This window comes from Rhodoferax sp. GW821-FHT10B06, from assembly GCF_059415605.1.
On record NZ_JBWKNO010000002.1, the window covers coordinates 272,909 to 298,376 of the forward strand.

Consider the following 25,468-nt stretch of genomic DNA (forward strand, 5'->3'; position numbering starts at 1 on the left):
CATGGCCGCAACACCGCAGACACTTGAGCAGGCAATAGGCGCGGCCATCACAGCCTATAACGCCGGGCAGTCAGACACGGCCATGCGCATCTGCCAGGACATACTGCAGCGGCAACCAGCCGAGCCCGCAGCCCACCAGTTGCTGGCCGTGATGCAGCTGCAGGCCGGCGCACTGGACCTGGCCCGCAGCCATGTGCACAGCAGCCTGCAAGCCCGTGCACAACATGCGCCCACGCTGCTGCTGGCGGGCAAGATTGCCCGGGCCCAGAACGACCTGGCCGCCGCCACGGCCTACCTGGCACAAGCTTGCACACTCAATTCGGCGCATCCCGAATCCGCCTATTTGCTGGGCCTGAGCCTGTGCGAACAGGGGCAGAACGCAGCCGCCGCCCCGGTGTTGCAAAGCCTGGTGCGGCAGCACCCGCAACATGCTGCTGCCTGGTTCCAGCTGGGCGTGGCGCGGCAAGACCTGGGCGAGATGGCGGCTGCCGTAGCGGCATTCCAGACCACGCTGCAGCTGCAACCCGGCTATTTGGAGGCTGCCGTGAATCTGGGCATCGCGCTGCAGGAGACCGGCGCCCTGCCCGCTGCCATGGCCGCCTATGGCCAGGCCTACAGGCTGCGCGCCGACACCTTTGGCCGCATCGCCAATGCGCTCACCTCCAGCCCGCATGGCGCGCTGTGGCTGGACCTGAATGCTTTGAAAGCTACGCTAGCCGGCTGAGCCGCCGCGCTTGGCGCGAAAGCGCTTGCGGTAAATGCCGGGGGCGGCCAGCACCTCGCCCACCAGAGCGTCGTAGCGGGCTGTACGTTCGGCCGAAAAGCCTTCACACACCAGCGTAGGCGCAGCACGCGGCACGGCAAAGCACTGGGCCACTGGCGTGCCCTTGGGCAGCACACCGCTGAAGTCGGGCGCGGTCCACACCGCCGGGAAATTGATGCCGGCATCGGTAAACCGGTCCGCATCCACCAGGCCGGTCAGCAGGCGAAATGGCAGGTCGTCCCGGTTCACCGGATGGGTGGCGAACAGCGACCAGCCGGGCTCCAGCTCGACGGTCCAGAAGCTGTTGAACTTCAGCGCAGAGTTATGGCCGTCAAAAAACGGCGCCCCGGCAATTTGCGCCGGCACATGAAAACTCAGCGGCGCGCGCGGGTGCGCCTGCACCGTCAGCGGTGGCAGCTCCCAGTCCCAGCTGAACTGGCCCTGTTCCACCCGCACATCGCAGGGCAGCAGCACCATGAAGCCATGCGACATGGCATCGATGAATGGCGGGCACTGCTTTACTGTACGGACGTCGCGGCCATGCAGCTCGGAAAAGGCCTTGGGCGGCATGGCGCGCAGCCAGTCCGGCAAGGCCTGCTTGGCCGGAATCGGGCGCGGCAGGATGTCCAGCAGCGCGGGGTCGCAACGGAAGGTGATGTGCATGGATGCCAGGGTGCGAAAGAGGTAACAGGCTGCAGCATAGCCAATCCGCCAAACGGGCCAATACGGCACCGACAGCGGCGACGGGGAGAGCTTTCAAGCATTTTTGCTACGATAAAAGTAGCAGCCTGCGCTTATATTACCTGCGCCAGCGGCACTTTTCATCCGCAGGAATGACGCCCTATTTCATAGCACATCGCCCCAGGCGCGGGCGATGATGGCGTCGCGTGCCAACGTATTTGGCAGCACACCACAGACGCGGCCCCAGTCGGCGCTGAAGCGCGAGGCGATGAAGCCCTCGGCCACATAGTCCGGTGCATATTGACGCAGCAGCGTTGCCTGCACCAGCAGCACCAGGGTCTGCGCCAGGCGCCGGCCATCAGCTTCGGCCGTCGACGCGCTGCGCAATGCTTGCAGCGCCGCCTGCAGCCGCACATCGCCCTGGCTGCGCGCCGCCAGATCATCCAACAGCAGCTGCCAGGCCGCCGGTTCGCGGCCTATGGCACGCAACACATCCAGGCACATCACATTGCCCGAACCTTCCCAGATCGAATTCACCGGCATGGCGCGGAACAGCCGGGCCATGGGGCTTTCTTCCACGTAGCCGTTGCCGCCGAACACCTCCATCGCCTCACCGGCCAGCGCCACGCCGCGCTTGCAGACCCAGAACTTGGCCGCTGGCGTAACGATGCGCTGAATCGCCCGCGCCAGCGGGGCGTCACCTTGCTCGAAAGCCTGGGCCAGAGACATCATCAGCTGCGTGGCGGCCTCGCTCTCCAGCGCCATGTCGGCCAGTACGCTTTGCATCAGCGGCTGATCCACCAGCCGTTTGCCAAAGGCCTGCCGCTGCCGTGCGTAATGGATGGCCTGCAGCGTGGCTGCACGCAGCAGACCGGCGCTGCCCATGACGCAGTGCAGCCGGGTGTAGCCGGCCATTTCCAGGATCGTCGGGATGCCGCGCCCCTCCTCGCCCACCATCTGGCCCCAGGCGCCGTGGAATTCGACCTCGCTGCTGGCATTGGAGCTATTGCCCAGCTTGTCCTTCAGGCGCTGGATGCGCACCGCGTTCTTGGTGCCATCGGGCTGGAAGCGCGGCACGAAAAAGCAGGACAACCCCGCCGACGTGCGCGCCAGCACCAGATGCGCATCGCTCATGGGCACCGAGAAAAACCATTTGTGTCCGACCAGGCTGTAGGCAGCGCCCCGGCCCTGCGCGCTGGCGATGGGCGTGGCCGTGGTGGTGTTGCTGCGCACGTCGCTGCCGCCCTGCTTCTCGGTCATGCCCATGCCGATCCAGATGGACTGCTTTTGCGGAATCGGCAGGTCGCGCGGGTCGTACACGGTGGAATACAACTTGGGCCCCAGTTGAGCGAACAGCGCCGGCTCTTTTTGCAGCACCGGGATGCTGGCAAATGTCATGGACGCCGGGCACAGCGAACCGTCCTCGGCCTGCGCATGCAGGTAAAAGCCGGCGGCGTAGGCGCTCCAGCAGCCAGGCCGCGGGTCGGAGAACGGCTGGGACACCAGGTTCTGCCCGCGCAACAAGCCCATCACCGCATGCCAGGCCGGGTGAAAGCTCACCACGTCGATGCGCTGGCCGTTGCGGTCAAAGGCTTGCAGCTCGGGCTCGTGGCGGTTGGCGTCTTCGGCCCAGCGGATAGTCTGCTCACGGCCCAGTGCTGTGCCATAGGCGGAGACGGCCGCCTCCTGCGCGTGGGCGCCGCCGCGTTGCAAAGCTTCCCGCAGCGCCAGGTCGCGCTGGTAGAGCGGAATGTCCTTCAGCTCGGGCACCACGTTGCTCACGTCGTGGGTGGTCCATGGCATGTGTGTCTCCTACCAATGTATCCACCGGCCAGTATAGGCAGCAGCCAGGCAGCCGCGCCTTGGCTGCCTGCCCGGCAGGCTAGCCGCCGCGGGACTTACGCCGCGACACCAGGCCCAGCAAGCCCAGGCCGCCCAGCAACAAGGCCACGGTGCCGGGCTCGGGCACGGTCTGCACCTGGAAGTCGGCCGCGCCGATGTAGGCGCCGGTCATCACAAAGGACTTGATGCTCGTGCCCGACTCCTGGAAGCCGAAGAAGGCGCCCGAGTTCAGGCTGCCGTCGGTCAGAAACGTCAGGTCCAGCGACTCGATCAGCACATTGTTCACGTCGTAGGCGGCGATGCTGGCCAAGCCTTCGCCCGGCGCCCAGTTGAAGAAGCCACCAAAGGCCGTCACCGCCTTGTCGAAGGTGATGGTCATGCTGGAGCTGGCGTCATTGGTGCCCACCATGGTCTTGGTGTAGTCCCAGGCGCCATTGCCATTGAAGTCATAGCCGTCGGTATAGCCAAACACGGCGTCGCTGTTGGTGCTGGTCCAGGTCATGCCGGGCGCCAGAGTCTGTGGGCCACCGCCGAACACATTCAGCACAGGCATGGTGATGGAAGACGCTACCGCCAGTGAGGTCACGGGCACGGCCTGCGCCACATGGGGCACCAGGGCGGTGACACCCAGCAGCCCCAAGCCGGCGATCATGCGGGAAAGATAGGTATTCATAGCGTCATAGCGTATTGGCAAAAATGAAAAAAGAGGTGCCCGCCCGCAGACGGGCACCGGCGGAGAAACTGGCAGAGTCCTACTGGGTTTCCAGCGTGAAGGACGCATCAATCTTTTGCTGCGTCGTCCCCGTGCTGGGCAGGCCCAGCAGCTGGTAGGCCATGTGGCGCAGGTACAGATTGCTGTTGCCATACCACTGCAGCGACACCATGCTGCTGTCGCCATTCAGCGCGGTTACCTTACGGAAAGTAGCGTCGCTCTTGAACACCGTGGTGTCGGCAAAAGTGTCCACCCAGGTCAGGTTCTTCTGGTCGGCGGTGGCGATCCAGCCCAGGCCGTAGCCGCGGTTGGCTTGCGTGGCACTGCCGCCGGTGGGCCAACGCGTCGGGTTGGCGCTGTCTATGCGCAGGTAGCGCCCCGGAAAGCCCTGGGCCTCGAAGGACACCAGGCTGGGGTCCGACGGGTTGGCCAGGCCGGGCACGGCATTCCACTTGAAATCGGTGGGCAACTGGCCGTTGGCCGTGTCGCTCAGCTGGGTGATCATGCCGTGGAACCAGGCGTGGGCCACGTAGAAGGGCACACCACCTTCAGAGTAGGTGGTCTTGATCTGCGTGGCCGGTGGCGTCACGCCGTAAGCGGCCTTCAGCGCGTCCAGCTGTGCCTGGGTGACGCGCACGGTGTTGGCGTGGCGCACACCGGCCGGCAGGGTGAAGTCCACGCCATTCGTCAGCTTGGTCCAGCTGGACGGGTCGGCGTCCAGGTTGTCGGTGGTCCAGCAGCCAAATACACCGCCCTTGCCGTAGTAGTCGGCATAGATGTACCAGCGGTTCTGACCAGGGATCTTGATGACCAGCGGGCCTTCAGTGCCCTGCTGCACGCTCTGGTTGGCACCGCGCGTCAGGTAGTTGGCCGACATGCGGGTAAAGGTGCCCGCTGCCAGCGCCGTGCCAGTGGACTTGGCCACCTGGATGTCCTTGCCGGCGCTAGTTTCGTCCTTGTAGAAAAGGTAGTTGTGGCCGTTATAGGGCACCACCGTGGCGTCAATTTCGTCGTAGCCGGGGTCGAACAGCACGTCGGGCGTGGGGTTGGTCAGGCTGACGAAGTCCTTGGTGTGGCTCACATAGGTCCGGCCCCGGTCAGCGTTGCCGGACCAGACGATGGCGTAGTTGCGGCGGTCCGGGTCGTAATAGGCCTCGGGCGCCCAGGCATGCGGCGTGGTGTTGCTGCCCAGGCTGGTCGCCATGGTCAGGAAACGTGGATTTTTGAAGGTGATCAGATCGTCGCTGTCGGCCACGAAGATACGCGAGCTGGGCCGGTTCCAGTAATTGGAGTCGTTCACCGCCAGCGTCCAGTCGGTAGCGATGTAGACGAACTTGCCGTCGTTCTTTCGCAGGATGAACGGGTCACGGATATGGCCGGAGCCGGCGATTCCGCCAATCGTGGTCGGCGCCTGGTAGACCGGCTTGCCGTTGTTCAGGCCGCTCCAGTGCAGGCCGTCGGTGCTGTAGGCCAGGTGCAGCGAGTCGTTGGGCAGGTCTTGGCTGGGTCCGAAATAGCTCAGCACCCAGGCCACCGAGGTATCGGGTGCGGTGTCGGGTGCGATATCGCCGGCACCGGCCCTGGCCGTGACCTCCGAGCTGGCAGTTGCCACCGTATCCGTGCCGCCGCCGCAGGCGCTCAAAAGCGTGGTTGACAAAAAGACTGCGGCGCTGGCAAGCAGCGCCGAAAGGGGTTTTCCGCGTAGGTTCACTCTGTTTGTCTCCTAATAGATCCGCCTTATTGGTCCGGCAGCACAGCGAGCACCGGTAGCGGTCCTTGCATACTAGGGAAATAAACGATACGAAGCCAATAGCGTTTTTCCGATATTCAATTGCAAAACTCGAATTGGCGAAAACCCGTAGCAACAACACCATGAGCACACACCCAGCCGCCCCCATGCAATTCAGCTTTCACGACTCCGAGGTGCGCAGCTGCACGCCGCAGGCCACAGCGCTGACCATCGTGTTCTCCGCCGCGTCCGTGCAATTGGCGGACGTGCGCATGGGCTACCTGCAGCCCCTGCGCATGGAGCTACACGATGTGGTCTGGAGCGGGCCTCTCGCCGAATGCGTGGGGCGTCTATCGGAGGGCCGGCTGTGGGACGGCGCACTGCGGCCAACCACCCTGCCCCTGCCCTATGCATCGACCGGCCCGGTGCGGCTGGAGCTGCGCTTCTCCAACGGCGCGCAACTCGAAGCCAGCGCGCAGTCGCTGGTCTGCCTGCTGGACGGCGGCGCGCAGTTTGCGGAGTCGTTTGCCTGCTGAGCCGTCCGCGCTAGGCCGCGCGCCCAAGTAGCAAGCCACCGCCCGCGCCCGGCGACAGCTTGAACACGGCCACGGCCTGCACCAGCTCCAGCGCCTGGGCTTTCAGGCTGCTGGCCGAGGCCGCCATTTCCTCGACCAAGGCGGCGTTTTGCTGCGTCACCTGGTCTATCTGCGTTACCGCCTCGCCCACCTGCGTGACACCTGCGCTTTGCTCGTTGTTGGCGGTGCTGATCTCGCCCACGATCAAGCTGACGCGGCGAATAGCCGTCACCACCTCGGCCATCGTGCTCCCGGCTTTGCCCACCAGCGCCGTACCGCGCTCGGTGCGCTCCACGCTGGTGGCGATCAATTGCTTGATGTCCTTGGCCGCGCTGCCAGCGCGGCCGGCCAGGCTGCGCACCTCGCTGGCCACCACCGCAAAGCCACGGCCCTGCTCGCCGGCACGGGCCGCTTCCACAGCGGCATTCAGCGCTAGGATGTTTGTTTGAAAGGCGATGCCATCAATCACGCCGATGATGTCGGATATCTTGCGCGATGCTTCGTGGATGCCCTGCATGGTCTCCACCACCTGGCCCACCACGTCCCCGGCATCCACCGCCACCGTGCTGGCCCGCTGCGCCAACTGGTTGGCTTCACGCGCGCTGTCGGCGTTCTGCCGCATCGTGGCACTGAGCTGCTCCATGGAAGCGGCCGTCTGCTCCAACGCGCTGGCCTGGCTCTCCGTGCGCGCCGACAGATCCTGGTTGCCCTGGGCGATTTCCACACTGGCAATGGACACCGCATCCGAGCCATGGCGCACGCGCGTGACCACACTCGACAGGCTGCTGCGCATGGCCTCCAGCGAACGCAGCAGCTGGGCGGTTTCATCGGCACCGGTCACGTGCAACGGCTGCGACAGTTCGCCGCCGGCAATCTGGCTGGCAGCCGCGCCGGCCTGGCCTATCGGCCCAGTGATCAACCGCGTAATCCACACCGCCAGAAAGCTGGCGATACCAATCGCCACCACCAGCAAACCAATCACCCAGCGCAGGGCCGAGCTGAACACCTGCTGCGACAGCTGGTAAGCCGCATCGGCGCCGTCACCATTCAGCTTCACCAGCTTGGCTATCGCACCGGCCATCACGCGGAAGGTGGTGCGCGACTCGCCATTCAAATACGCCTTGGCCTGGTCGTGCTGCGCCTCGCCGCCCTTGGACAGCGGAATCAACTTCGCATTGCTGGCGTAGTGCGCACTGGCCATGCGCTTGAGATCATCAAACAGCGCCCGTTCGTCAGGGGAGCTCACCAGCGGCTCATAGGCCACCAAGGCATCATCAATGCGCTTGCGGGCCGTCTGCAGGCGCTTGTCGTTGTCCTCCACGCCGGCCGGGTCCACGGCCAGCACATGCTGAATCTCGGCCCGGCGGTATTCGTTCAGTGCGGCATCAATCTCACCCAGGCTGCGCGTGCTAGGCAGCCAGTCGGTGGCGATCTCCTTGGTGCTGCCGTTGACCCTGTCCAGCTGGGTCACTGCGTAGACGCCGGTGATCACCGTCAACAGCAAAATCGCCACGAAGGCGACCGCCAACTTGACACCGATCTTCAGATTTGCAAAAGCCATTTTTCACTCCTGTGTATGGGCAGAAACACTATTCGGCATGACCAGCACCTGGCTGCAGCAAACTAGCAGACCGGTGCTTAGCATGGGTCGTGCCCAGACTATGCTTTCATCACTATAGATGAAAGCATATCGCCTACGGCACACCGTAGCGGTGTCCATATTCCAAGGCTTTAAAGGCCGCTGGCGCAGGTTTCATCTATGCCAGAAGCTACACTTTAGATAGCAAATAAATCCTCAGCTTTCCATGACCACGCACCGCCCCCTGCGCATCGCCGCCGCCCAATCCTGCTCCGTACCCGGCGACATTGCCGCCAATCTGCAGACGCATCTGCGCTTCATCACTGCAGCCCGTCAGGCCGGGGCCGAACTGCTGCTGTTCCCCGAGCTGTCGCTCAGCGGCTATGAACCCGCGCTGGTGCGCCACTGCCTGTTGGAGCCGCACGACGACCAACTGGCACCGATAAAAGACCTGGCACGCGAAGCCAGCATGACCATCATCGTCGGTGCGCCGCTGACCAGCCACGTGGCTGACAAGCCATTCATCGGCGCCATCAGCTTCTACCCGGACGGCAGCCACGGCGTCTACCGCAAACAGCATCTGCACCCCGGCGAAGAAGGCTTTGCCACACCGGGCCCGGTGGACAGCAGCAACCCGAATAGCTACATGCTGGGTGATACCGCCGCAGCCCTGGCCATCTGCGCCGACTCCATGCACCCGCCACATGCCCAGCGCGCAGCCGCTGCTGGTGCAGCGCTGTACCTGGCCAGCTCGCTGGTGTCGGTGGGCGGTTTTGACGGCGACGCGCGCCAGGTGCAGCAATACGCCCACCAGTTCAATGTCGGCGTATTGCTGGCCAACCATGGCGGCCCCACCGGCGGCTATACCAGCGCCGGCAAAAGCAGCTTCTGGGCCCCCGGCGGGCAGCTGGTGGTGGCCGCACCCGGCACTGGCGACCTGCTGCTACTGGCCATGCGTGAAGCCGGCCTATGGAGCGGTGCGCTGCAGCCAGTCTAAGAATTTGCCTACCAAAATTTAAATAAAATCGGCCGCTAGCGCAGGCAGAACCTGCGCCAGCCGCTATCAAAATAGGAATTGATGCTGTACGCAGCGCACCGGTACGGGCTGGCGAGGGCTGGCAAGGGCTGGGCTATAGTGGCCCACCGTCTTCCCGCAACAGGTCGCCCATTCCCTTACGCGCATGTTCGAGCTCCTCTTTTCCATCTTTGGCGAGTTCCTGCTGCAGATCATCGTGGAGGCGCTTTTTGAGCTGGGCCTGCACACCCTGGCAGAACCTTTCCGACGCAAGCGCAACCCCTGGCTGGCAGCAGCGGGCTACGCAGTTTTTGGCGCGGCCTTCGGTGGCTTGAGCCTGCTGGTATTTCCTTCCCACCTGGTGTTGAACCACCTGGGCCAGCTGGCCAACCTGCTGCTGGCCCCGGTAGCCGCAGGCCTGGCCATGGCCATACTCGGCGCCTGGCGCGCGCGCCGCGGGCAAGATGCGCTGCGGATTGACAGCTTTTCATACGGCTACTTGTTTGCACTGGCATTCGCACTGGTGCGATTCTTCTTTGCACACTGAAGAGCACGCTACAGACGCCACCTTCTGCAACAACGAAAGCGCCACATGTTCATCGCCCTTGAAGTGCCATACCTATGATCGTTCCACAGTATTGGGCTGAGGCCCGTCTACAACAAAAGCACCAAGGAAAGCAGATCACGGTGCGCCGCTTTGGCTGGTCGGACACCGACCAGGCCAGCGCCCAAGCCAGCGCAGACATGCGTGCCCAAGAAGCCATGTTCCGCCTGTTGGCCGGCGAAAAGCTGGAGCGCCGCGAGCCCAAAACACCATACAACGGTGCGTCTGGCGTACCCATCCGTGAGGAGATCGTCAGCCGCCACGGCAGCACCATCATCACGCGCAATGCCTACGGCGCACGCTGTCTCAATACGCCCCACGCCCTCTTCGCCGATATCGACTTTCCGGAGAAGTCCTACTTGCGGATTGGCTTGCGCGGTTGTGTCGCCATACTGCTGATGGCAGCGGCCATCGGCTGGCTCACGCACTCGCCGTTTGCCGGCATTGCCTTTGCCCTGCTGGCATTCATTGCGTCAGGGCCTATCACGCGGTGGATTCAACGCCGCCGCCCCGACGAAACAGATGCCGCAGAGACTTTGGCACGCAGCCGGGTTACACAGTTCGCGCAAGAACATACCGACTGGGGCCTGCGCCTGTACCGTACGCCCGCCGGCCTGCGCGTACTGGCAACCCACCAGCCTTTTGATCCCGCGGACCCAATCGTCGACGCGTTCTTCAAAGCGATACAAGCAGATGCTGTGTACGCCGCCATGTGCCACAACCAGCAATGCTTTCGCGCCCGGGTGAGTCCCAAACCTTGGCGCATCGGCATACAGACCAATATGCGACCCCGTCCCGGCGTCTGGCCCATCAAGCCGGAGCAACTGGGCGTCAGAAACGCCTGGATCGCCCAATACGAAGCCCAAGCCCCTGCCTACGCTGCTTGCAGATTTGTGGAAACCCTGGGCAGCGGCGTCATCCACCCGGACATCCAAGCCGTGCAGGAGCTGCACGATACGATGTGCCAAGCCACGCAAACCCAAATGCCTTTAGCCTGAGTTAACGCACATTCCACCTGCGCTAGAAGCTACATATTCCATAGCACCATGCCGACCATAGAACAACTCGCCCCATCCGCCGCGCCCGCCGGCCTAGACTTCTGGTCCGTCCGCCACGTAGTGGAAAGTGCCGAGCGCCTGACGGTGCGCAACGACGTGGCCGAGGCGCCCTCGCGTGAGCGCGATGCCGGCGTGATGGTGTCAGTGCAGCACGGAGGGGGCTTGGGCTATGCGGCGACCAGCGATGTGTCGGAGCGCGGCCTGCGCCTAGCGTTTGCGCAGGCGCAAGACTTGGCATCGGCGAGCGCCACGCACAGCGTGTTCGACTTTCGCAAGGCACCACGGCCCGGCGACCAAGGCGACTACCGCTCCGCCACCACGCGACCGATCGCGCAAACCTCGCTGGCCGAGCGCTTTGATTTACTCAAAGAAGTTTGCGCCAGCGCCAACATCAATGAGGCCATCAAGGACCGCACAGCCTCGCTGTGGACCACGCACACCGAGCAGTTGCTGGTCACCAGCGACGGCGGCCACATGACGCAAAGCTGGGACTTTGTGGTGCCCAACATCATGGCCGTGGCCAGCGCCAATGGCGACACGCAAACCCGCTCTGCCGCCGGCCAATACAACGGCTTTTGCCAGCAAGGCGGCCTGGAGGTTCTGGAGCGCGCCGGCTTCGTCCAGGACGGCCCGCGCGTGGCGCGTGAGGCCCTGGAGCTGGCCCACGCCCCCAACTGCCCCAGCGGCGTGATGGACGTACTGCTGATGCCCGACCAGATGATGCTGCAGATCCACGAAAGCATAGGCCACCCGCTGGAGCTGGACCGCATCCTGGGTGATGAGCGCAACTTCGCCGGCACCAGCTTTGTGACGTTGGACATGTTCGGCCACTACGCCTACGGCAGCCCGCTGCTGAACGTCAGCTTCGCTCCCGACCAGCAACATGAATTTGCCGGCTTTGCCTTCGACGACGATGGCACGCCGGCGCAACGGGAATGGATCATCCACCACGGCATACTGCAGCGGCCGCTGGGCGGCAGCCTGTCGCAGGCGCGGGCACAGAGGCTGCGGCCAAGTATCAACGGCGTGGCCACCACGCGCTCCAGCAACTGGAACCGCGCGCCCATAGACCGCATGAGCAATCTGAACATCGAGCCCGGCAACAGCACGCTGGAGCAAATGGTTGCCAGCATGGACTACGGCATCTTGCTGCGCACCAATGCCTCCTGGAGCATCGACGACTCGCGCAACAAGTTCCAGTTCGGCTGCGAATGGGGGCAGATGGTGCGCAATGGGAAATTGGCCGAGGTGGTGAAGCGGCCCAACTACCGCGGCATCTCGGCCAGCTTCTGGCGCTCCCTGTCCATGGTGGGCGACGCATCCACCTTCAAGGTGATGGGTACGCCCTATTGCGGCAAGGGTGAGCCCAACCAGGTGATACGCGTAGGCCACGCGGCACCCGCCTGCCTGTTCAAAGATGTGTCGGTATTTGGCGGAGCCGCATGATGCACAGCTACTTTCAACAACTCGCCGCAGCCGTCTGCGCCCCGGCACCGGGCGCGGACCGCGTCACCCTGTACTTCAGCGCCGAGGCATCCGACTTCATCCGCTTCAACCACGCCCAGGTACGCCAGGCCACGCATGTGGAGCAACGCTACGGTACGGTCAGCGTCGTCTGCGGCCTGAAGCGCGCCTCCAGCAGCATCAGCCTGGGCGGCGACCTGGTGGCCGACACTGCAGCCCTGCTGACCGAGCGCAGTGCCCTGCTGGAACAGCTGCCCCTGGTGCCCGACGACGCCTACCTGCTGCTGCCCGATGCAGTGGTCGACACCGGGCGCAGCGCCGCCGGTAGCCTGCCCACGCCGCAGCAACTGATCGCCGCCGTGGCCGAGCACGCGGCCGGCAGCGACCTGGTCGGCTTCTACGCCGGCGGCAGCGTGGTACGCGCCTTTGCCGACAGCCGCGGTCAGCGCAACTGGCACAGCGTGGAGAGCTTCCTTTTCGACTGGTGCCTGTATCGGGAAAAGGACCAGGCCGTGAAATCCAGCTACGCCGGCACCGCCTGGAGCGAGGCCGACTTTGCCCAGCGCGTGGCCGAAGGCCGCAGCCGTATCGCCTTGCTGGCGCTGCCGCCCAAAACCCTGGCCCCGGGCGCCTACCGCGTCTACTTCAGCCCGGTGGCCGTGGCCGAAATACTGGGCACCTTGTCCTGGGGCGGCTTTGGCCTGAGAGACCTGCAAACCGGCACCTCCAGCCTGCTGCTGGCCCACAAGGGCCAGGCCTGGCTCAGCCCACAGCTCACGCTGACCGAGGCCACGGCAGAGGGCATCGCCCCGCGCTTCCAGGCCGACGGTTTCACCAAACCCGACGCGGTGGAACTGGTGCGCGCCGGCCAGATGGGCACATCGCTCACCAGCCCACGCAGCGCCAAAGAATATGGCCATGCCACCAACGGCAGCAGCGACGGCGAAAGCCCCGAGTCCCTGGCCATGGCCCCCGGCCACTTGCCCGAGACCGAAGTGCTGCAAACGCTGGGCACCGGCGTCTACATCAGCAACCTGCACTACCTGAACTACAGCGACCGCCAGGCCTGCCGTATGACCGGCATGACCCGCTTCGCCTGTTTCTGGGTGGAAAACGGCCAGATCGTCGCGCCCATTCCGGTGATGCGTTTTGACGACTCCTTCCTGCGCATGTTCGGCACCGGCCTGGTCGCCCTGACCGACCACGCCGAGCTGGTGCCAACCGACGGCACCTATGGCGCGCGGCAGCTGCAAAGCATTACCGCGCCTGGGGCGATTGTGGAGGGGTTTGCGTTGACGCTATAGGGAATAAGGTCCGAGGCAAACCACCCACTTTTGTTGCGCAGTCGTGGCCTGGACAGCGAAGCTACTTGGTTATGCTGACGATATTTAACATGTCAGCTCTGGGTAAAGTTAACCTTCGGCTTCGGACCCTGTTCAGCCGCGCCCTATACGGCTGAATCCGCCGCCAAAACTGGACGTACAACACGAGGGCAAAATTCGGCATGCATTCGAAGCAGTTTCTTGAGCAGAACGTGGAGTTCGGCAACGCCGGCGATTTGGACACGAGCGGAACAGGCTGGTTTGTCGGATTCAGCGCTTGGACCAAGGAACCACCTGGCGAACTGCGCCATGTGCCCGCAAACGAGCTTGTTGCCGGGCTGTGCGTGAAATGGTTCTCTCATCCGGAAGGAAATCCGAACGGCGAACCCAAGCCGTTAAGCGAGGGGCGGACGATGTCTATGTTGGTGAGCCCAACCAGCGAATTCAGAATCGAGTTCTCTGTGAACGCTGACTTCCCGTCGCAGGACATCTTGTCGCACACTTTGCGCCGCCATGGTGACTTTGTCGTATGGGGACCAGGCGTGTTTCATCGGGCATTTGGCGTCCAGCCGGCATGCATACTCACCGTTCGATGGTCCTCGCCGCGGTAGACGGCAGTCGGCCAATTGCCGACATTTGGTAGCCTCAGCTACTAGCGTTTCGACCCGTATCTGCATGAACTTCAACTTCCGAAAAGTGTCCCCCAGGCTACCAAATCTGGCATTCTGTGCATTGGGCGTTATGGCGATACTCGGCCTCATTAATAGTTCAAATGTTTCGCCTGACCCTCTATTGAAATATTGGTCTCTCGGAGCTGCAGTCTTTTGTGGATTTATTGGTTGGTGCTTGCTTGCCGGCGACCGGAATCCGTCGAGTAAGTTGAATAGTTCGGGGCCTGTCAAACGCTGGTTAGGACTTGCACTCGGTTGTCTTTTTTTCGCTGTTTTTGGCTATTTTTCCGTTTTGCTCGGGTTGCCAACGATTTTCTCGAGGGTTGTCCTTAAATCAACAACAGGTCAATCGTCTGTAGCTTACGTACTCAAAGAACGTAGTGGACGCGGTTGTCATTACCGTGTGGAACTTCGGGGCGATGCATTGAAGGAATCGATGACTACCTGTGTGCCCAAGGACCTTTGGAGTGCTTTAAGGGTGGGCGACCCTGTCTTAGTCAGTTACACGCAGAGTCTGATGGGGTTCGTTCTTGAGGACATTCAAAAGCTGCCATCACCTTGAGTGTCGGCTTAAGCGCTGCGCCAGAGACTGCTTAGGGCCCATATCACCCATTCACGGCCCAGCGAGATCGAGCGGTTCCTCAAGCAACTCTGGCCACGCTGATCAAAGTTCGATGGCCTCCACTTGAAAGTACCTGCAGCGCAGATAAACCCTGCGCTAGCAGCTACTATTTTGGAAGCATTAAAGCGCTGCAGCGGGTGTGAACAAGGCGGCCAGATCGCGCTGCGGCCGCGCGTGCAGATAGCCTTGCTGGGCCGCGCAGCCGGCCTCCAGCAGATAGCGCGACTGCTGCAGTGTTTCCACGCCTTCGGCCACCACCTGGATCTTCAGGCGCGCCGCCAGGGCCAGAATGCATTCGGTCAGCGCCCGCGCGGACTCGTCGCGCTCCACGTCCACGCTCAGCGTACGGTCCAGCTTGAGGAAGTCGCACGGTAGCTGGCGCAGCAGCGAGAAGTTGGAATAGCCCACACCAAAATCGTCTATCGCAATGCGCATGCCCTGGGCATTGAGCGCAAACAGCATGGAGCGGGTCAGGTCGGTGTCCTGCAGCAGCGCGGTTTCCGTCAGCTCGATCACCAAGGCCCGGGCCGGGAACCCGATCTGGGCCAGCAGCAGAGGCAAGGCGCGCAGGGCCCAGCCCGCGTTGAACTGGGTGGGCGACACATTCACCGCGAGGTAGTCCAAGGCGCCGCTGATCACCAGGGGCAACGCTTCGGACAAGGCGCGGCGCAACATGTTTTCCATCATCACGTCGAGCAGGCCCAGCTCTTCCACCGTGCGCAAAAAGGCCTGGGGCGACCGCACTTCGCCACCGGAGACATGCCAGCGCGCCAGCATCTCCACGCCACTGTGGCGCCCCAGGTCACAGCGAAACACGGGCTGGAACCAGGGCTCGATATGGTCGGCCAGCACGGCTTCACGCACCTCGTTTTCATGCCGGGCGCGGTGCTCCACCTCGATGCGCAGATTGGGCTCGTAGCAGGTCACGCGGGCACGCCCCATGCGCTTGGACGCGTACAAGGCCAGGTCCGCATTGCCCAGCAGAGTGCCGGCCGGCTCATCGGGTAGCTCGGCCGACGCCAAGCCGATGGAGCAGTAGCATGGAATGCTGGCACCGTTGAACAGCACCGGGCGGCACAGCACGGCCAGCAGCCGCTGCGCCAGCCGCAGCCCGTTCTGCTGGGCTCCTATGTTCTTGGCGATGACCGCGAACTCGTCCCCGCCCAGTCGGGCGACCAAGTCGCCGGTGCGACCCGCATCGTCCGGCCGCAAGGCCTCGGACAGGCGGTGCGCCACCTCCACCAGCAGGGCGTCGCCGGCCTGGTGGCCCTGGGTGTCGTTGACGTGCTTGAAGTTGTCCAGGTCGATCAGCAGCAGCGCCACGCCGGCCCGCATCGCATGCGTATTGCTCAGGGTGTCGTCCAGCCTGCGGGTGAATGCGGCCCGGTTGGCAATGCCGGTCAGGGCATCGGTTTCGGCCTGCACCACGGCGGCCTGGCGCGCGGTGCGCAGCTCTTCGGTACGCACCTCCACGCGTTGCTCCAGATCGTTGGCCAGGGCGCTGAGTGCCAGATTGGCCTCATACAAGGCCCGCGATTTTTCTTCCAGCAGGTGCTCTGCCTCGACGCGGGCACGCCGCTCCCGGTCCAGCCGCGCCTCCATGCGACGCACACGTTCGGCTAGCGCGGCAACGCTTGGGTCGGGCGTTAGGGTGTCGCTAGGCATGGTCAGGTGTGTCGCCCGCCACGTCGATCACGAAACGCACCACGGGCCCGTCCTCACTGTCATAGGCCTGGGGTTGAACATGGACCCGGACGTCAAATTGCTGGGCCGAACCCTGGATCAGCCCCACGGCAAGATCGCTCATCTGGCGTGGACTGCGGTAGTCCAGCACCAGGCGCGAAGCGCTACGTTCCAGCGCGGTAAAGGTGGGTAGCTCGGCGTCTGGGTAAAGCTTTTGCACTTCTTTGTGAATGTGCTCTTCTATGCTTTCCAGAAAGTCGAAAAAATGGCTGCAGCGGGCAAAAAATGCGGGGTAACCCCTGGCAAAACTCCCGCTCAGATGGAACCCAAAAGCCTGTACCAGCTCGGGCACAGCCGCCCCCGTCTGCTGCGCCAGTGCATTACACAGCGCCACCAGTTCGCCATGGTCATAGGTGCCTACGGATGTGTATGCGCCGCCGCTGGGCAAGGCACTGGCGTCGATGATGTCGTCCACCATATCTTCGCCATAGCGTTGGGCCACAAAGCCAAGAAACTCGGTAAAAACAATACCTTTCACAATGGCTCTCCATCGAAGTGAATCGCGTGCAGGTACTACACAGTGTAACGATTTGTGCACTCTGCGGGGAGGTCTGATGACAGGGCATGCATGCACGTAGACAAAAGCGCCAGGCGGGTCCATGCGTACGGCCGCCTAGCGCAAAAGTCACACGCAAAATAGTGTTCCTACACTTTCAAAATCTGCGCCAGCTGCTATATATTGAAGAGCAATTGGGTTTTAGCTTTGCGTCCCTAAAACGAAGCAAGCCGCTTCCCCAAACAGCCCCGGACATCCACATAATGGGGCAGCCCCCGCGCTACCAGAGCACGGGTACTTCCATCCAAGGACTAGCAGCACGCCACATGTTTGCATTTCTCAAAAGATTCCAGCGCCCCGCAGCCGTGACCGCCCAGCCCCTGGCAGAGCCGTCTTTGCGGCGCATGGATCTGGAGGAGCGCAAGGCCTACCGCAAGGAGCGGCTGTACCAGTCGATCCGCGAGTCGTTTTTGTCGATGGAAGTGGTGTCGAATATGTACCGCTTCAAGCTCATGCCGGTGGACGAGCGGCACCACCGCTTCATCGCCATGGTGGATGTGGCGAAGTCGTTCGCCGCTGGGGCCCACGGCAAGGGCAAAAGTTTTGCGGCCATGGAACACAGCCTACGCACCGATGCCTTCAAGCGCTACGGCGTGCTGATAGACGGCGTGTACTGGCGCGTCAGCGAGACGGAGGACCAGTTTGAGCGCCGCACCCGCGCGGGTGACCCGGCGCGCAGCGGCAGTTTCGAGCCGCCCAAACCGGTGGCGACTAGCGCCGCCACAGCCGCCAACGGCCACCAATCGATGCCGATACTATCGCGCCGCACCTACCAACCCGTTTCGCCCGCCGAGCAGATAGCCTTCATGGAAGCCCTGCAGCGCGGCAAGGCGCCGCCTGCGATACGCGTGGGCGAGCAGGAATACCAGTCCGACCTGATGCCACTGGAAGGCGGCAACATGACGGGTGGCACGCAATACGGCAAGCTGCACTGAAATCCATTTAAGCAAAATCAGGCTCTGGCGCAGATTCCACCTGCGCCAGCAGCTACCAATTCAATAGCACACAAGAAAATGCCACACGGCAGCTTGGGCTGGCGTGTGGCACGTATACGCATGGCGGCACTGCGCGGTCTGCGCAGCGGGCTATCAGGCGGCGACGGTTTGCAGTGCTGCGTTCAGCGTGGCGCTGGGGCGCATCACGGCATCGGTCTTGGACACGTCAGGCAGGTAGTAGCCGCCGATGTCCACCGGTTGGCCTTGCACCGCATTCAGTTCGGTTACGATTTTTTGCTCGTTCTCAGCCAGCAACTTGGCCAAGGGGCTAAAGCGGGTTTGCAGCTCAACGTCGTCGGTCTGGGCGGCCAAGGCCTCGGCCCAGTACAGCGCCAGGTAGAAGTGGCTGCCGCGGTTGTCCAACTGGCCGGTCTTGGGCGAGGGGTTCTTGTTGTTATCCAACAATTTGCCAGTGGCGGCATCCAGCGTCTTGGCCAGCACCTTGGACTTGGCGTTGCCGGCCTTGATGCCGAGGTCTTCCAGACTGACGGCCAGGGCCAGGAACTCGCCCAGCGAATCCCAGCGCAGGTGGTTTTCTTCCACCAGCTGCTGCACGTGCTTGGGGGCCGAGCCGCCCGCGCCGGTTTCGTACATGCCGCCACCGGCCATCAAAGGCACAACCGACAGCATCTTGGCCGAGGTGCCCAGTTCCATGATGGGGAACAGGTCGGTCAGGTAGTCGCGCAGGATGTTGCCGGTGGCACTGATGGTGTCCTGGCCGCGGATCACGCGCTCCAGGGTGTAGCGCATAGCGCGGACTTGGCTCATGATCTGGATGTCCAGACCGGTGGTGTCGTGCTCGTGCAGGTACATCTTGACCTTGGTGATCAGCTGGGCTTCGTGCGGACGGTAGGCGTCCAGCCAGAACACCACGGGCATGCCGGAGTTACGCGCGCGGCTGACAGCCAGCTTGACCCAGTCGCGGATGGCGGCGTCCTTGACCTGGCACATGCGCCAGATGTCGCCCTGCTCCACGTTCTGGCTCAGCAACACTTCGCCGGTAGCCAGGTCGGTGATGTTGGCCACGCCGTCTTCGGGGATTTCGAAGGTCTTGTCGTGCGAGCCGTATTCCTCGGCCTGCTGGGCCATCAGACCGACGTTGGGCACGGTGCCCATGGTCTTGGGGTCGAAGGCGCCGTGCCATTTGCAGAAGTTGATGATTTCCTGGTAGATGCGGGCGAAGGTGGATTCGGGCATGACGGCCTTCACGTCCTTCAGGCGGCCATCGGCACCGTACATCTTGCCGCCAGCGCGGATCATGGCCGGCATGGAGGCGTCAACGATGACGTCGTTGGGCGAATGGAAGTTGGTGATGCCCTTGGCCGAGTCCACCATGGCCAGCTCGGGGCGGTGCTCATGGCAGGCGTGCAGGTCGCGCTTGATCTCGTCCTGCTTGCTTTGCGGCAGGGTGGCGATCTTGGTGTACAGGTCGGCCATGCCGTTGTTGACGTTGACGCCCAACTCCTTGAACAGATCGCCGTGCTTTTCGAACGCGTCCTTGTAGAAGATCTTCACGCAGTGGCCGAAGACGATGGGGTGGGACACCTTCATCATCGTGGCCTTGACGTGCAGCGAGAACATCACGCCGGTCTTGTGTGCGTCTTCGATTTCTTTCTCATAGAACTCGACCAGCGCCTTCTTGCTCATGAACATGCTGTCGATGACTTCGCGGTCCAGCAGCGAAACCTTGGGCTTGAGGATGATGGTCTTGCCGCTCTTGGTCAGCAGTTCCATCTTCACGTCGCGGGCCTTGTCCAGCGTCAGCGATTTTTCACCGTGGTAGAAGTCGCCATGGTGCATGTGCGACACGTGCGAACGCGAAGCCTGGCTCCATTCGGCCATGCTGTGCGGGTTCTTGCGGGCGTATTCCTTCACGGCCTTGGGGGCGCGGCGGTCGGAGTTACCTTCGCGCAGCACGGGGTTTACCGCACTGCCGGTGCACTTGGAGTAGCGCGCACGGATGGCTTTGTCTTCGTCGGTCTTGGGATCTTCGGGGAAGTCAGGAATCGCGTAGCCCTTGGCTTGCAGTTCCTTGATACAGGTTTGCAGCTGGCCCACGGATGCGCTGATGTTGGGCAGCTTGATGATGTTGGTATCGGGCAGCAGGGTCAGGCGACCCAGCTCGGCCAAGGTGGCAGGAACCTTCTGGTCGTCGGACAGGAACTCGGGAAACTCGGCCAGCACACGGGCTGCCACGGAAATGTCGCTGGTCACCACTTCGATGCCGGCTGCCGCCGTGAAAGACTGAACGATGGGCAACAACGAGTAGGTTGCCAGACGCGGCGCTTCGTCGGTCAGGGTGTAAAAGATCTTGGATTTTTCGGCAGCCATGGTTCGTCCTCTAGTGCATTTAACAAATGTGTGAGCCGCTCGCAGCGGTTAAGCGGAGTCGCTTGCGCGACCGCCACATCCCAAGAGTCTACTTGAGGGTGCACGTGCTTCCAGGCGTCAGGCATTGCGCTAACACAGGAATAACCCATCAAATATGCATTCGACGTATACAAACCATGCACAGCAAGCTATTATTTAAATAGCACGTAAACCTGCGTGTAAAACCGTTAAGCGTACTTATCACCCACCTCGGCGCGGATGGGATGGGTGTCGTAGACGATGGTCATGCGCGCGATACGGCCCTCGGGGTCGAAGTCAAACACGTCGGCGCAGTCGAAATGCACCATGCTCCCATCCTTCAGTTGCCAGTGGTAGACGAAATAGCCCACCGCCCGTGCCGCACCCTGCGCGCTGACCAGGATATCCAGCGTCTCGATACGGCTCTGGCCTGAGGCGTCGCGTACCTTGGTGAAAAACGGGTGCGGCGCCATCCACCCGAGAAAGGGTGAAAACACCTGGGCGTCGGCGCTGAACAGCGCGCTCAGCGCGTCCACGTCGCCGCGCTCCAGATGGGCCAGGTACTGGGCCACGGTGTCAACGTAGGGGCTGTTCAATGTGGAGGGGGTCATGTGGTCTTCTTTCTGGTGGTGGAACGAAACCTGGGCCTGCGGCCCAACCAGCCCAACCGCTGCCATTCCATGCAAAATAGGAATGCTTTCGCGATGGGTTTTGTGAAATTCTAGGAATAACGCCTGCTATAACCTAACGAAAAATTCGCCGACACCCCATGCGTTCAACGCATGCCTTAACCATGCCATCCGAACTCCCACCGTTGTATGCATTGCAGGCTTTTCTGAGCGCCGCGCAGTTGGGCAGCTTTACCCGCGCGGCCACGGCCTTGCACCTGACGCAAAGCGCGGTCAGCCGGCAGATCCTGCTGCTGGAAGACTTCTATGGCTGCCCGCTGTTCGTGCGGCAGGCCAAGGGCTTGGCGCTCAGCGCCGAAGGCAGCCAGTTGCTGCCCGCCGTGCATGAAGCCTTCAACACGCTCAAACATGCCACGGCCCAGCTAGCACAGGCCCGCGGCGTGCTGACGCTGCAGCTGCCGCCCACCTTTGCATCGCGCTGGTTTCTGCCGCTGCTGCCCAAGCTGCGGCAAGCCCTGCCCGACCTGGAGGTGCGCATTGCCACGCACTGGGGCGACGCACCGGACTTCAGCAGCCCCGGCGTGGATGCCATCGTGGCCCATGGGCGTGGCGGCTGGCCGCAACTGGTAGAGGTGGCCCTGATGCAGGAAAAGCTGACGCCGCTGTGCGCCCCCGCCCTGCTGCCGCAGCTGCAAAGCCCCAGCGACCTGGCCCGCTACACGCTGCTGCACCCCGACCCACGGCTGCGCGAATGGGCGCTGTGGTTGCAGGCAGTGGGCCAGCCCATACCGACGCCGGGCCAAGGCCAGGTTTTCGACACGCTGGACATGGCACTTTCCGCGGCCACACGGGGCCTGGGCGTGGCGATTGCCGACCCTGCCCTGCTACGCGAGAGCCTGGATGACGGCGTGCTGGCCATGCCGTTTGCGCAGCAGGTGCCCAGTGGCATGTCTTACTTTTTGACCTACCCGGCCCACCGCGCGGAGCAACGCAAGCTGCAGGCATTCCAGGCCTGGCTGCTGGCGCAACTCAACACACCGCACGCAAGCGCCAGCTAGCCCGTCCCGCCTGGCCGGCTTTACCACACGGAAACACGGGCCGGCATGCCACCATTCGCCTCACAAGAAATAGGCCTCAGCGCGCATATAACCTGCGCAAGTAGCTATTTTTAAGATAGCAAATGCCAAGCCTCGCAGTGCGGCATAGGCTGAGGTTTTTAAGCGCCGCCTAAGTCTGCAGCGCAAAGATTTCGCCACACCCAAGCAGTGCAAGGTGCGGCGCACTGCAATTCCTCGCCGCACCAACTTTGAGGATTGGAGAAACCCCATGACATTCGCCACAATGCACGCCACCACCCGCCGCATCCGGCGCACGGCCCTGGCCGCTGGCCTGACCACCCTAGCCCTGGGCGTGGGCCATCTGCATGCCGAAACCTTGCTACCACCTGTACACCACAGCGGAGCTGTGCAGTACCTCAGCGGCGGCATCGGCGACGGCGAGGCCAGCGCCATCCAAAGCGCCAGCAAGCAATGGCCGCTAACGCTGGAGTTCGCCATCAAGACCCGCCACGGTGCCGAATATGCGGCCGACGTGGCCGTCAAAGTCCGCGACACCCATGGCCAGACCGCGCTGGACACCCAGGCCCAGGGCCCCTTCCTGCTGGCCAAGCTGGCGCCCGGCGCCTACAACGTGGACGCTACGCTGGACGGCAAAACCCTGCACCAGCAGGTCGTGGTGAAGTCCGGCCAGCCCGCCAAGGCCGTAATGGTCTGGCCTAGCGGCACCGACAACACCCCGGCCTGAGTACAGCCCCGCCTGTAAGCCACGCCACACGCAGCTTGGCCGGCGTGGCTTTATCCATCTTTCAAGGGATGCCTGCTGCCACATCTCGGCCTAGACTACCTCCGCGCTTACCAGAACTTTACTTTTCGACAAAGAAGGCGCAATGTTTACAACTTGCGAATTCGATAACTAGTAGGCAAAAGCTGCATTTTTTACGCAGCTGCGGCTGGCTTGTTCTGAGCAGAGTCAACGGGAGATGGCAATGGCATCGAATGGCTGTAAAACAAGAATCCCTTGGCTGCTGGCACTGGCGCTGCTGCTCGCGGCCTGTTCCAAAGGACAGGAACCGGGCACCGTGCTGGACGAGGCCCTACTGGCCGGGCGCAACGGTAAAAGCTTTCCCCATGCCAGCGAGGACTACTTCCACGACATGGACGGCGCCGTGGCACTGTCGCCCGAAGAAGTCACCGGGCGCAATATGTGGCTGGTCTGGACCGGTGGCAATGACCGTATGTGGAACCAGCTGACCAACTACACCTTTGGCGCCTTCGACCTGCTGAAGATGGTCAGCTCCCACCCCAGCCAGGGCTACACCCGCGACAGCCGGTGGAACTACCTGGGCCTGGTGAACGAACCCTGCTTTGAAAAGGCTACCGGCCCCGACCCCAAGCACCAGGGCCTGTGGCTGGACCAGCGCAGCAAGGGCTGCACCCCCGACCCGTTCGAGAACGCCAGCAAGTACCCCGGCGTAGCCATAGGCGCGCGCGGCAACCCGCTGCCCGTGGGCTCGTTCTACGGCGAAGCCACCGGCATCATGGGCCTGCGCCTGTTCCCTAACCCGGCATTTGACGAAAAGGCGGCCAAGGAATGGAACGCCGAGAAGTACTACACCGACCCCAGCTACTACAACCGGCAGGACCTGGTGCGCCCCTACCGCGTGGGCATGTCCTGCGGCTTCTGCCATGTGGGGCCCAGCCCGGTAAACCCGCCGGACGACCCGGCCCACCCAAAGTTCGCCAACCTCAGCTCGTCAGTCGGCGCGCAGTACATGTGGGTGGACCGGCTGTTCATCCACAACGCCAACAAACCCGAGGGGCAGAAGAACTATATGTTCCAGCTGGCGCATACATTCCGCCCCGGCGCCATGGACACCTCGCTGATCTCCACCGACAGCATCAACAACCCGCGCACCATGAACGCGGTATACGACTTCGCATCCCGCATGGGCCTGGCCAAAAATCTGTGGCATGAAAAGCTGACCGGCGGCGAGCGCGACAACAAACAGTTCAACGACTTTTTCACCAGCGGCCCATTGACCGAGTTCTATGACAAAGCCAGCGGCACCACACGTACACCCCATGTGCTGAAAGACGGTGCCGACTCGGTCGGCCTGCTGGGCGCGCTGAACCGCGTGTACCTGAACATCGGCCTGTTCAGCGAGGAATGGTTGCTGCACTTCAATCCCGTGGTCGGCGGCAAGACCATCACGCCGATCCAGATCGCGGTGGCGCAAAAGAACTCGGGCTACTGGCAGGCCACCGAGGCCGGCACACCCAATACCGCGCTGTTCTTCCTGAAAGCCGCGCAACCCGATCATCTGAAAGACGCCCCCGGTGGCGCAACCTACCTGGCCGAGGACAGCACCACGGTAGAACGCGGCAAAGAGGTGTTTGCCGACACCTGCGCGCGCTGCCACTCCAGCAAGGCCCCCACCCCACCGCCCGAGCTGGCGCTGGACCCGGACAAGTGTGCCGGCGCCGGCTACCTGGCCTGCTTCAAGCGCTACTGGGGCTGGACGCAGACCGATGGCTACAAGTCGCAGATGCGCCAGATCGTGCAGGCCCCTGACTTCCTGCAGGGCAACTACCTGTCCACCGAGGCGCGCATACCGGCCACGCTGCTGCGCACCAATGTCTGCAGCCCACTGGCCACCAATGCGCTGGGCGGCAATATCTGGAACGACTTCTCGTCCACCTCGTACAAGCAGCTGCCATCGGTGGGCACAGTCACGTTGAACGACCCGTTCACCGGCGATCTGGTGCCCTATGCCATGCCGGCCGGCGGGCGCGGCTATACCCGCGTGCCGTCGCTGATCAGCATCTGGTCCACCGCGCCATTCCTGCTGAACAACAGCCTGGGGCCATTTGACTCCAGCCCGTCGGTAGCCAGCCGCATGAAGGTGTTTGACGCCTCCATCGAGCAGCTGCTGTGGCCCGAAAAGCGCGAACGTGACAGCGTGCTGGGCAACAAGGTACCCGGCACCATTGACCGCACCACCCAGCGCAGCGAGGTCATCATCCCCGACGGCTTCATGCCCGATGCGCTGCAGCCGCTGCAAGGCATGCTGCACCGCTGGTTCCCCAAACTGGTCGGCTCGGGCAGCGACGTGGTGCTGGGCCCTATCCCGAAGGGCATGCCGGTGAACCTGATCGCCAACCTCAAGCTGCGCAGTGAGAGCGACGACCTGGGCGACAAGGCGGCCCAGGTGCGCGACGTGACCGAGATGGTAGTCAAGCTCAAGGCTGACCTGCTGACCGCGCCCGAGAACGCCACGGACGAGCAACTGCGCGACAAGTTCGCCAACCTGCGCGCGCCCATGCTGCGCCTGAGCAAATGCCCGGACTTTGTGGTCAACCGCGGTCACTACTTTGGCACCGCAGCATTCAACGAGCAGGAAGGGCTGAGCGCAGACGAGAAGTCATTCGGGACCGAGCCGGTTTTGAGCGACGACGACAAGCGCGCGCTGATCGCCTTCATCAAGACCTTCTAAGCGCCCA

The 25,468-nt window shown here is 62.9% G+C and carries 22 protein-coding genes; 13 read left to right on the forward strand and 9 right to left on the reverse strand.

Features of this window, described 5'->3' with window-relative positions; genetic code table 11:
• The first annotated feature begins 1 nt into the window (after window position 1).
• Window positions 2-724 (forward strand): tetratricopeptide repeat protein, encoded by a 723-nt coding sequence (locus tag AC07O2_RS04095; RefSeq protein WP_495074462.1) that lies wholly within the window; start codon window positions 2-4, stop codon window positions 722-724.
• Here the strand turns inward: AC07O2_RS04095 and AC07O2_RS04100 are convergent.
• From AC07O2_RS04100 to AC07O2_RS04115, 4 genes are all read right to left on the reverse strand, one after another.
• On the reverse strand, window positions 713-1,426 hold the full coding sequence (locus tag AC07O2_RS04100) for a hypothetical protein (protein ID WP_495074463.1): 714 nt from the start codon (window positions 1,424-1,426) through the stop codon (window positions 713-715). The two genes, AC07O2_RS04095 and AC07O2_RS04100, sit on opposite strands and share 12 nt — an antisense overlap.
• A gap of 183 nt (window positions 1,427-1,609) precedes the next feature.
• Window positions 1,610-3,247: an isovaleryl-CoA dehydrogenase gene (locus AC07O2_RS04105; RefSeq protein WP_495074464.1), complete on the reverse strand. Its 1,638-nt coding sequence runs from the start codon at window positions 3,245-3,247 to the stop codon at window positions 1,610-1,612.
• A 79-nt stretch (window positions 3,248-3,326) separates the two neighbouring features.
• Entirely contained in the window at window positions 3,327-3,959 is a 633-nt protein-coding gene (locus AC07O2_RS04110; RefSeq protein WP_495074465.1) for a PEP-CTERM sorting domain-containing protein, read from the reverse strand.
• 79 nt (window positions 3,960-4,038) lie between these two features.
• Window positions 4,039-5,655, reverse strand: coding sequence for an AbfB domain-containing protein (locus AC07O2_RS04115; RefSeq protein ID WP_495074466.1), 1,617 nt, complete (start codon window positions 5,653-5,655; stop codon window positions 4,039-4,041).
• 215 nt (window positions 5,656-5,870) lie between these two features.
• On the opposite strand from AC07O2_RS04115, the gene AC07O2_RS04120 reads away from it, so the two are divergent.
• Entirely contained in the window at window positions 5,871-6,263 is a 393-nt protein-coding gene (locus AC07O2_RS04120) for a hypothetical protein (protein WP_495074467.1), read from the forward strand.
• Between the two features lie 10 nt (window positions 6,264-6,273).
• On the opposite strand, the gene AC07O2_RS04125 is transcribed toward AC07O2_RS04120, so the two are convergent.
• Complete coding sequence (locus tag AC07O2_RS04125; RefSeq protein WP_495074468.1) at window positions 6,274-7,863, reverse strand: methyl-accepting chemotaxis protein; 1,590 nt, start codon at window positions 7,861-7,863, stop codon at window positions 6,274-6,276.
• A 244-nt stretch (window positions 7,864-8,107) separates the two neighbouring features.
• On the opposite strand from AC07O2_RS04125, the gene AC07O2_RS04130 reads away from it, so the two are divergent.
• From AC07O2_RS04130 to AC07O2_RS04160, 7 genes are all read left to right on the forward strand, one after another.
• The gene (locus tag AC07O2_RS04130) at window positions 8,108-8,878 is read left to right on the forward strand and encodes a carbon-nitrogen hydrolase family protein (protein WP_495074469.1); all 771 of its coding nucleotides are present in this window, start codon (window positions 8,108-8,110) and stop codon (window positions 8,876-8,878) included.
• A 184-nt stretch (window positions 8,879-9,062) separates the two neighbouring features.
• Window positions 9,063-9,443 (forward strand): hypothetical protein, encoded by a 381-nt coding sequence (locus AC07O2_RS04135; RefSeq protein WP_495074470.1) that lies wholly within the window; start codon window positions 9,063-9,065, stop codon window positions 9,441-9,443.
• Window positions 9,444-9,517: 74 nt separating this feature from the next.
• Complete coding sequence (locus tag AC07O2_RS04140; protein WP_495074471.1) at window positions 9,518-10,498, forward strand: hypothetical protein; 981 nt, start codon at window positions 9,518-9,520, stop codon at window positions 10,496-10,498.
• Between the two features lie 48 nt (window positions 10,499-10,546).
• Entirely contained in the window at window positions 10,547-12,004 is a 1,458-nt protein-coding gene (locus AC07O2_RS04145; protein WP_495074472.1) for a TldD/PmbA family protein, read from the forward strand.
• Window positions 12,004-13,326: a TldD/PmbA family protein gene (locus AC07O2_RS04150; RefSeq protein ID WP_495074473.1), complete on the forward strand. Its 1,323-nt coding sequence runs from the start codon at window positions 12,004-12,006 to the stop codon at window positions 13,324-13,326. Before AC07O2_RS04145 ends, AC07O2_RS04150 begins: the two co-directional genes overlap by 1 nt.
• A 200-nt stretch (window positions 13,327-13,526) precedes the next feature.
• Entirely contained in the window at window positions 13,527-13,955 is a 429-nt protein-coding gene (locus AC07O2_RS04155; protein WP_495074474.1) for a hypothetical protein, read from the forward strand.
• Window positions 13,956-14,019: 64 nt separating this feature from the next.
• Entirely contained in the window at window positions 14,020-14,577 is a 558-nt protein-coding gene (locus AC07O2_RS04160; protein ID WP_495074475.1) for a hypothetical protein, read from the forward strand.
• A gap of 180 nt (window positions 14,578-14,757) precedes the next feature.
• On the opposite strand, the gene AC07O2_RS04165 is transcribed toward AC07O2_RS04160, so the two are convergent.
• On the reverse strand, window positions 14,758-16,302 hold the full coding sequence (locus AC07O2_RS04165; RefSeq protein WP_495074476.1) for a putative bifunctional diguanylate cyclase/phosphodiesterase: 1,545 nt from the start codon (window positions 16,300-16,302) through the stop codon (window positions 14,758-14,760).
• Window positions 16,295-16,858, reverse strand: a complete 564-nt coding sequence (locus AC07O2_RS04170) for a heme NO-binding domain-containing protein (RefSeq protein WP_495074477.1) — start codon at window positions 16,856-16,858, stop codon at window positions 16,295-16,297. Before AC07O2_RS04170 ends, AC07O2_RS04165 begins: the two co-directional genes overlap by 8 nt.
• A gap of 344 nt (window positions 16,859-17,202) precedes the next feature.
• Between AC07O2_RS04170 and AC07O2_RS04175 the strand changes: the two genes are divergently transcribed.
• A complete protein-coding gene (locus tag AC07O2_RS04175; RefSeq protein WP_495074478.1) occupies window positions 17,203-17,871 on the forward strand; it encodes a hypothetical protein in 669 nt (222 codons plus the stop codon).
• Between the two features lie 153 nt (window positions 17,872-18,024).
• On the opposite strand, the gene AC07O2_RS04180 is transcribed toward AC07O2_RS04175, so the two are convergent.
• Window positions 18,025-20,262: an NADP-dependent isocitrate dehydrogenase gene (locus tag AC07O2_RS04180; RefSeq protein WP_495074479.1), complete on the reverse strand. Its 2,238-nt coding sequence runs from the start codon at window positions 20,260-20,262 to the stop codon at window positions 18,025-18,027.
• 227 nt (window positions 20,263-20,489) lie between these two features.
• On the reverse strand, window positions 20,490-20,891 hold the full coding sequence (locus tag AC07O2_RS04185) for a nuclear transport factor 2 family protein (protein WP_495074480.1): 402 nt from the start codon (window positions 20,889-20,891) through the stop codon (window positions 20,490-20,492).
• A 182-nt stretch (window positions 20,892-21,073) separates the two neighbouring features.
• On the opposite strand from AC07O2_RS04185, the gene AC07O2_RS04190 reads away from it, so the two are divergent.
• From AC07O2_RS04190 to AC07O2_RS04200, 3 genes are all read left to right on the forward strand, one after another.
• Complete coding sequence (locus AC07O2_RS04190) at window positions 21,074-21,967, forward strand: LysR substrate-binding domain-containing protein (protein WP_495074481.1); 894 nt, start codon at window positions 21,074-21,076, stop codon at window positions 21,965-21,967.
• 268 nt (window positions 21,968-22,235) lie between these two features.
• Window positions 22,236-22,712 (forward strand): hypothetical protein, encoded by a 477-nt coding sequence (locus tag AC07O2_RS04195; protein ID WP_495074482.1) that lies wholly within the window; start codon window positions 22,236-22,238, stop codon window positions 22,710-22,712.
• 241 nt (window positions 22,713-22,953) lie between these two features.
• A complete protein-coding gene (locus AC07O2_RS04200; RefSeq protein WP_495074483.1) occupies window positions 22,954-25,461 on the forward strand; it encodes a hypothetical protein in 2,508 nt (835 codons plus the stop codon).
• Window positions 25,462-25,468: the final 7 nt, after the last annotated feature.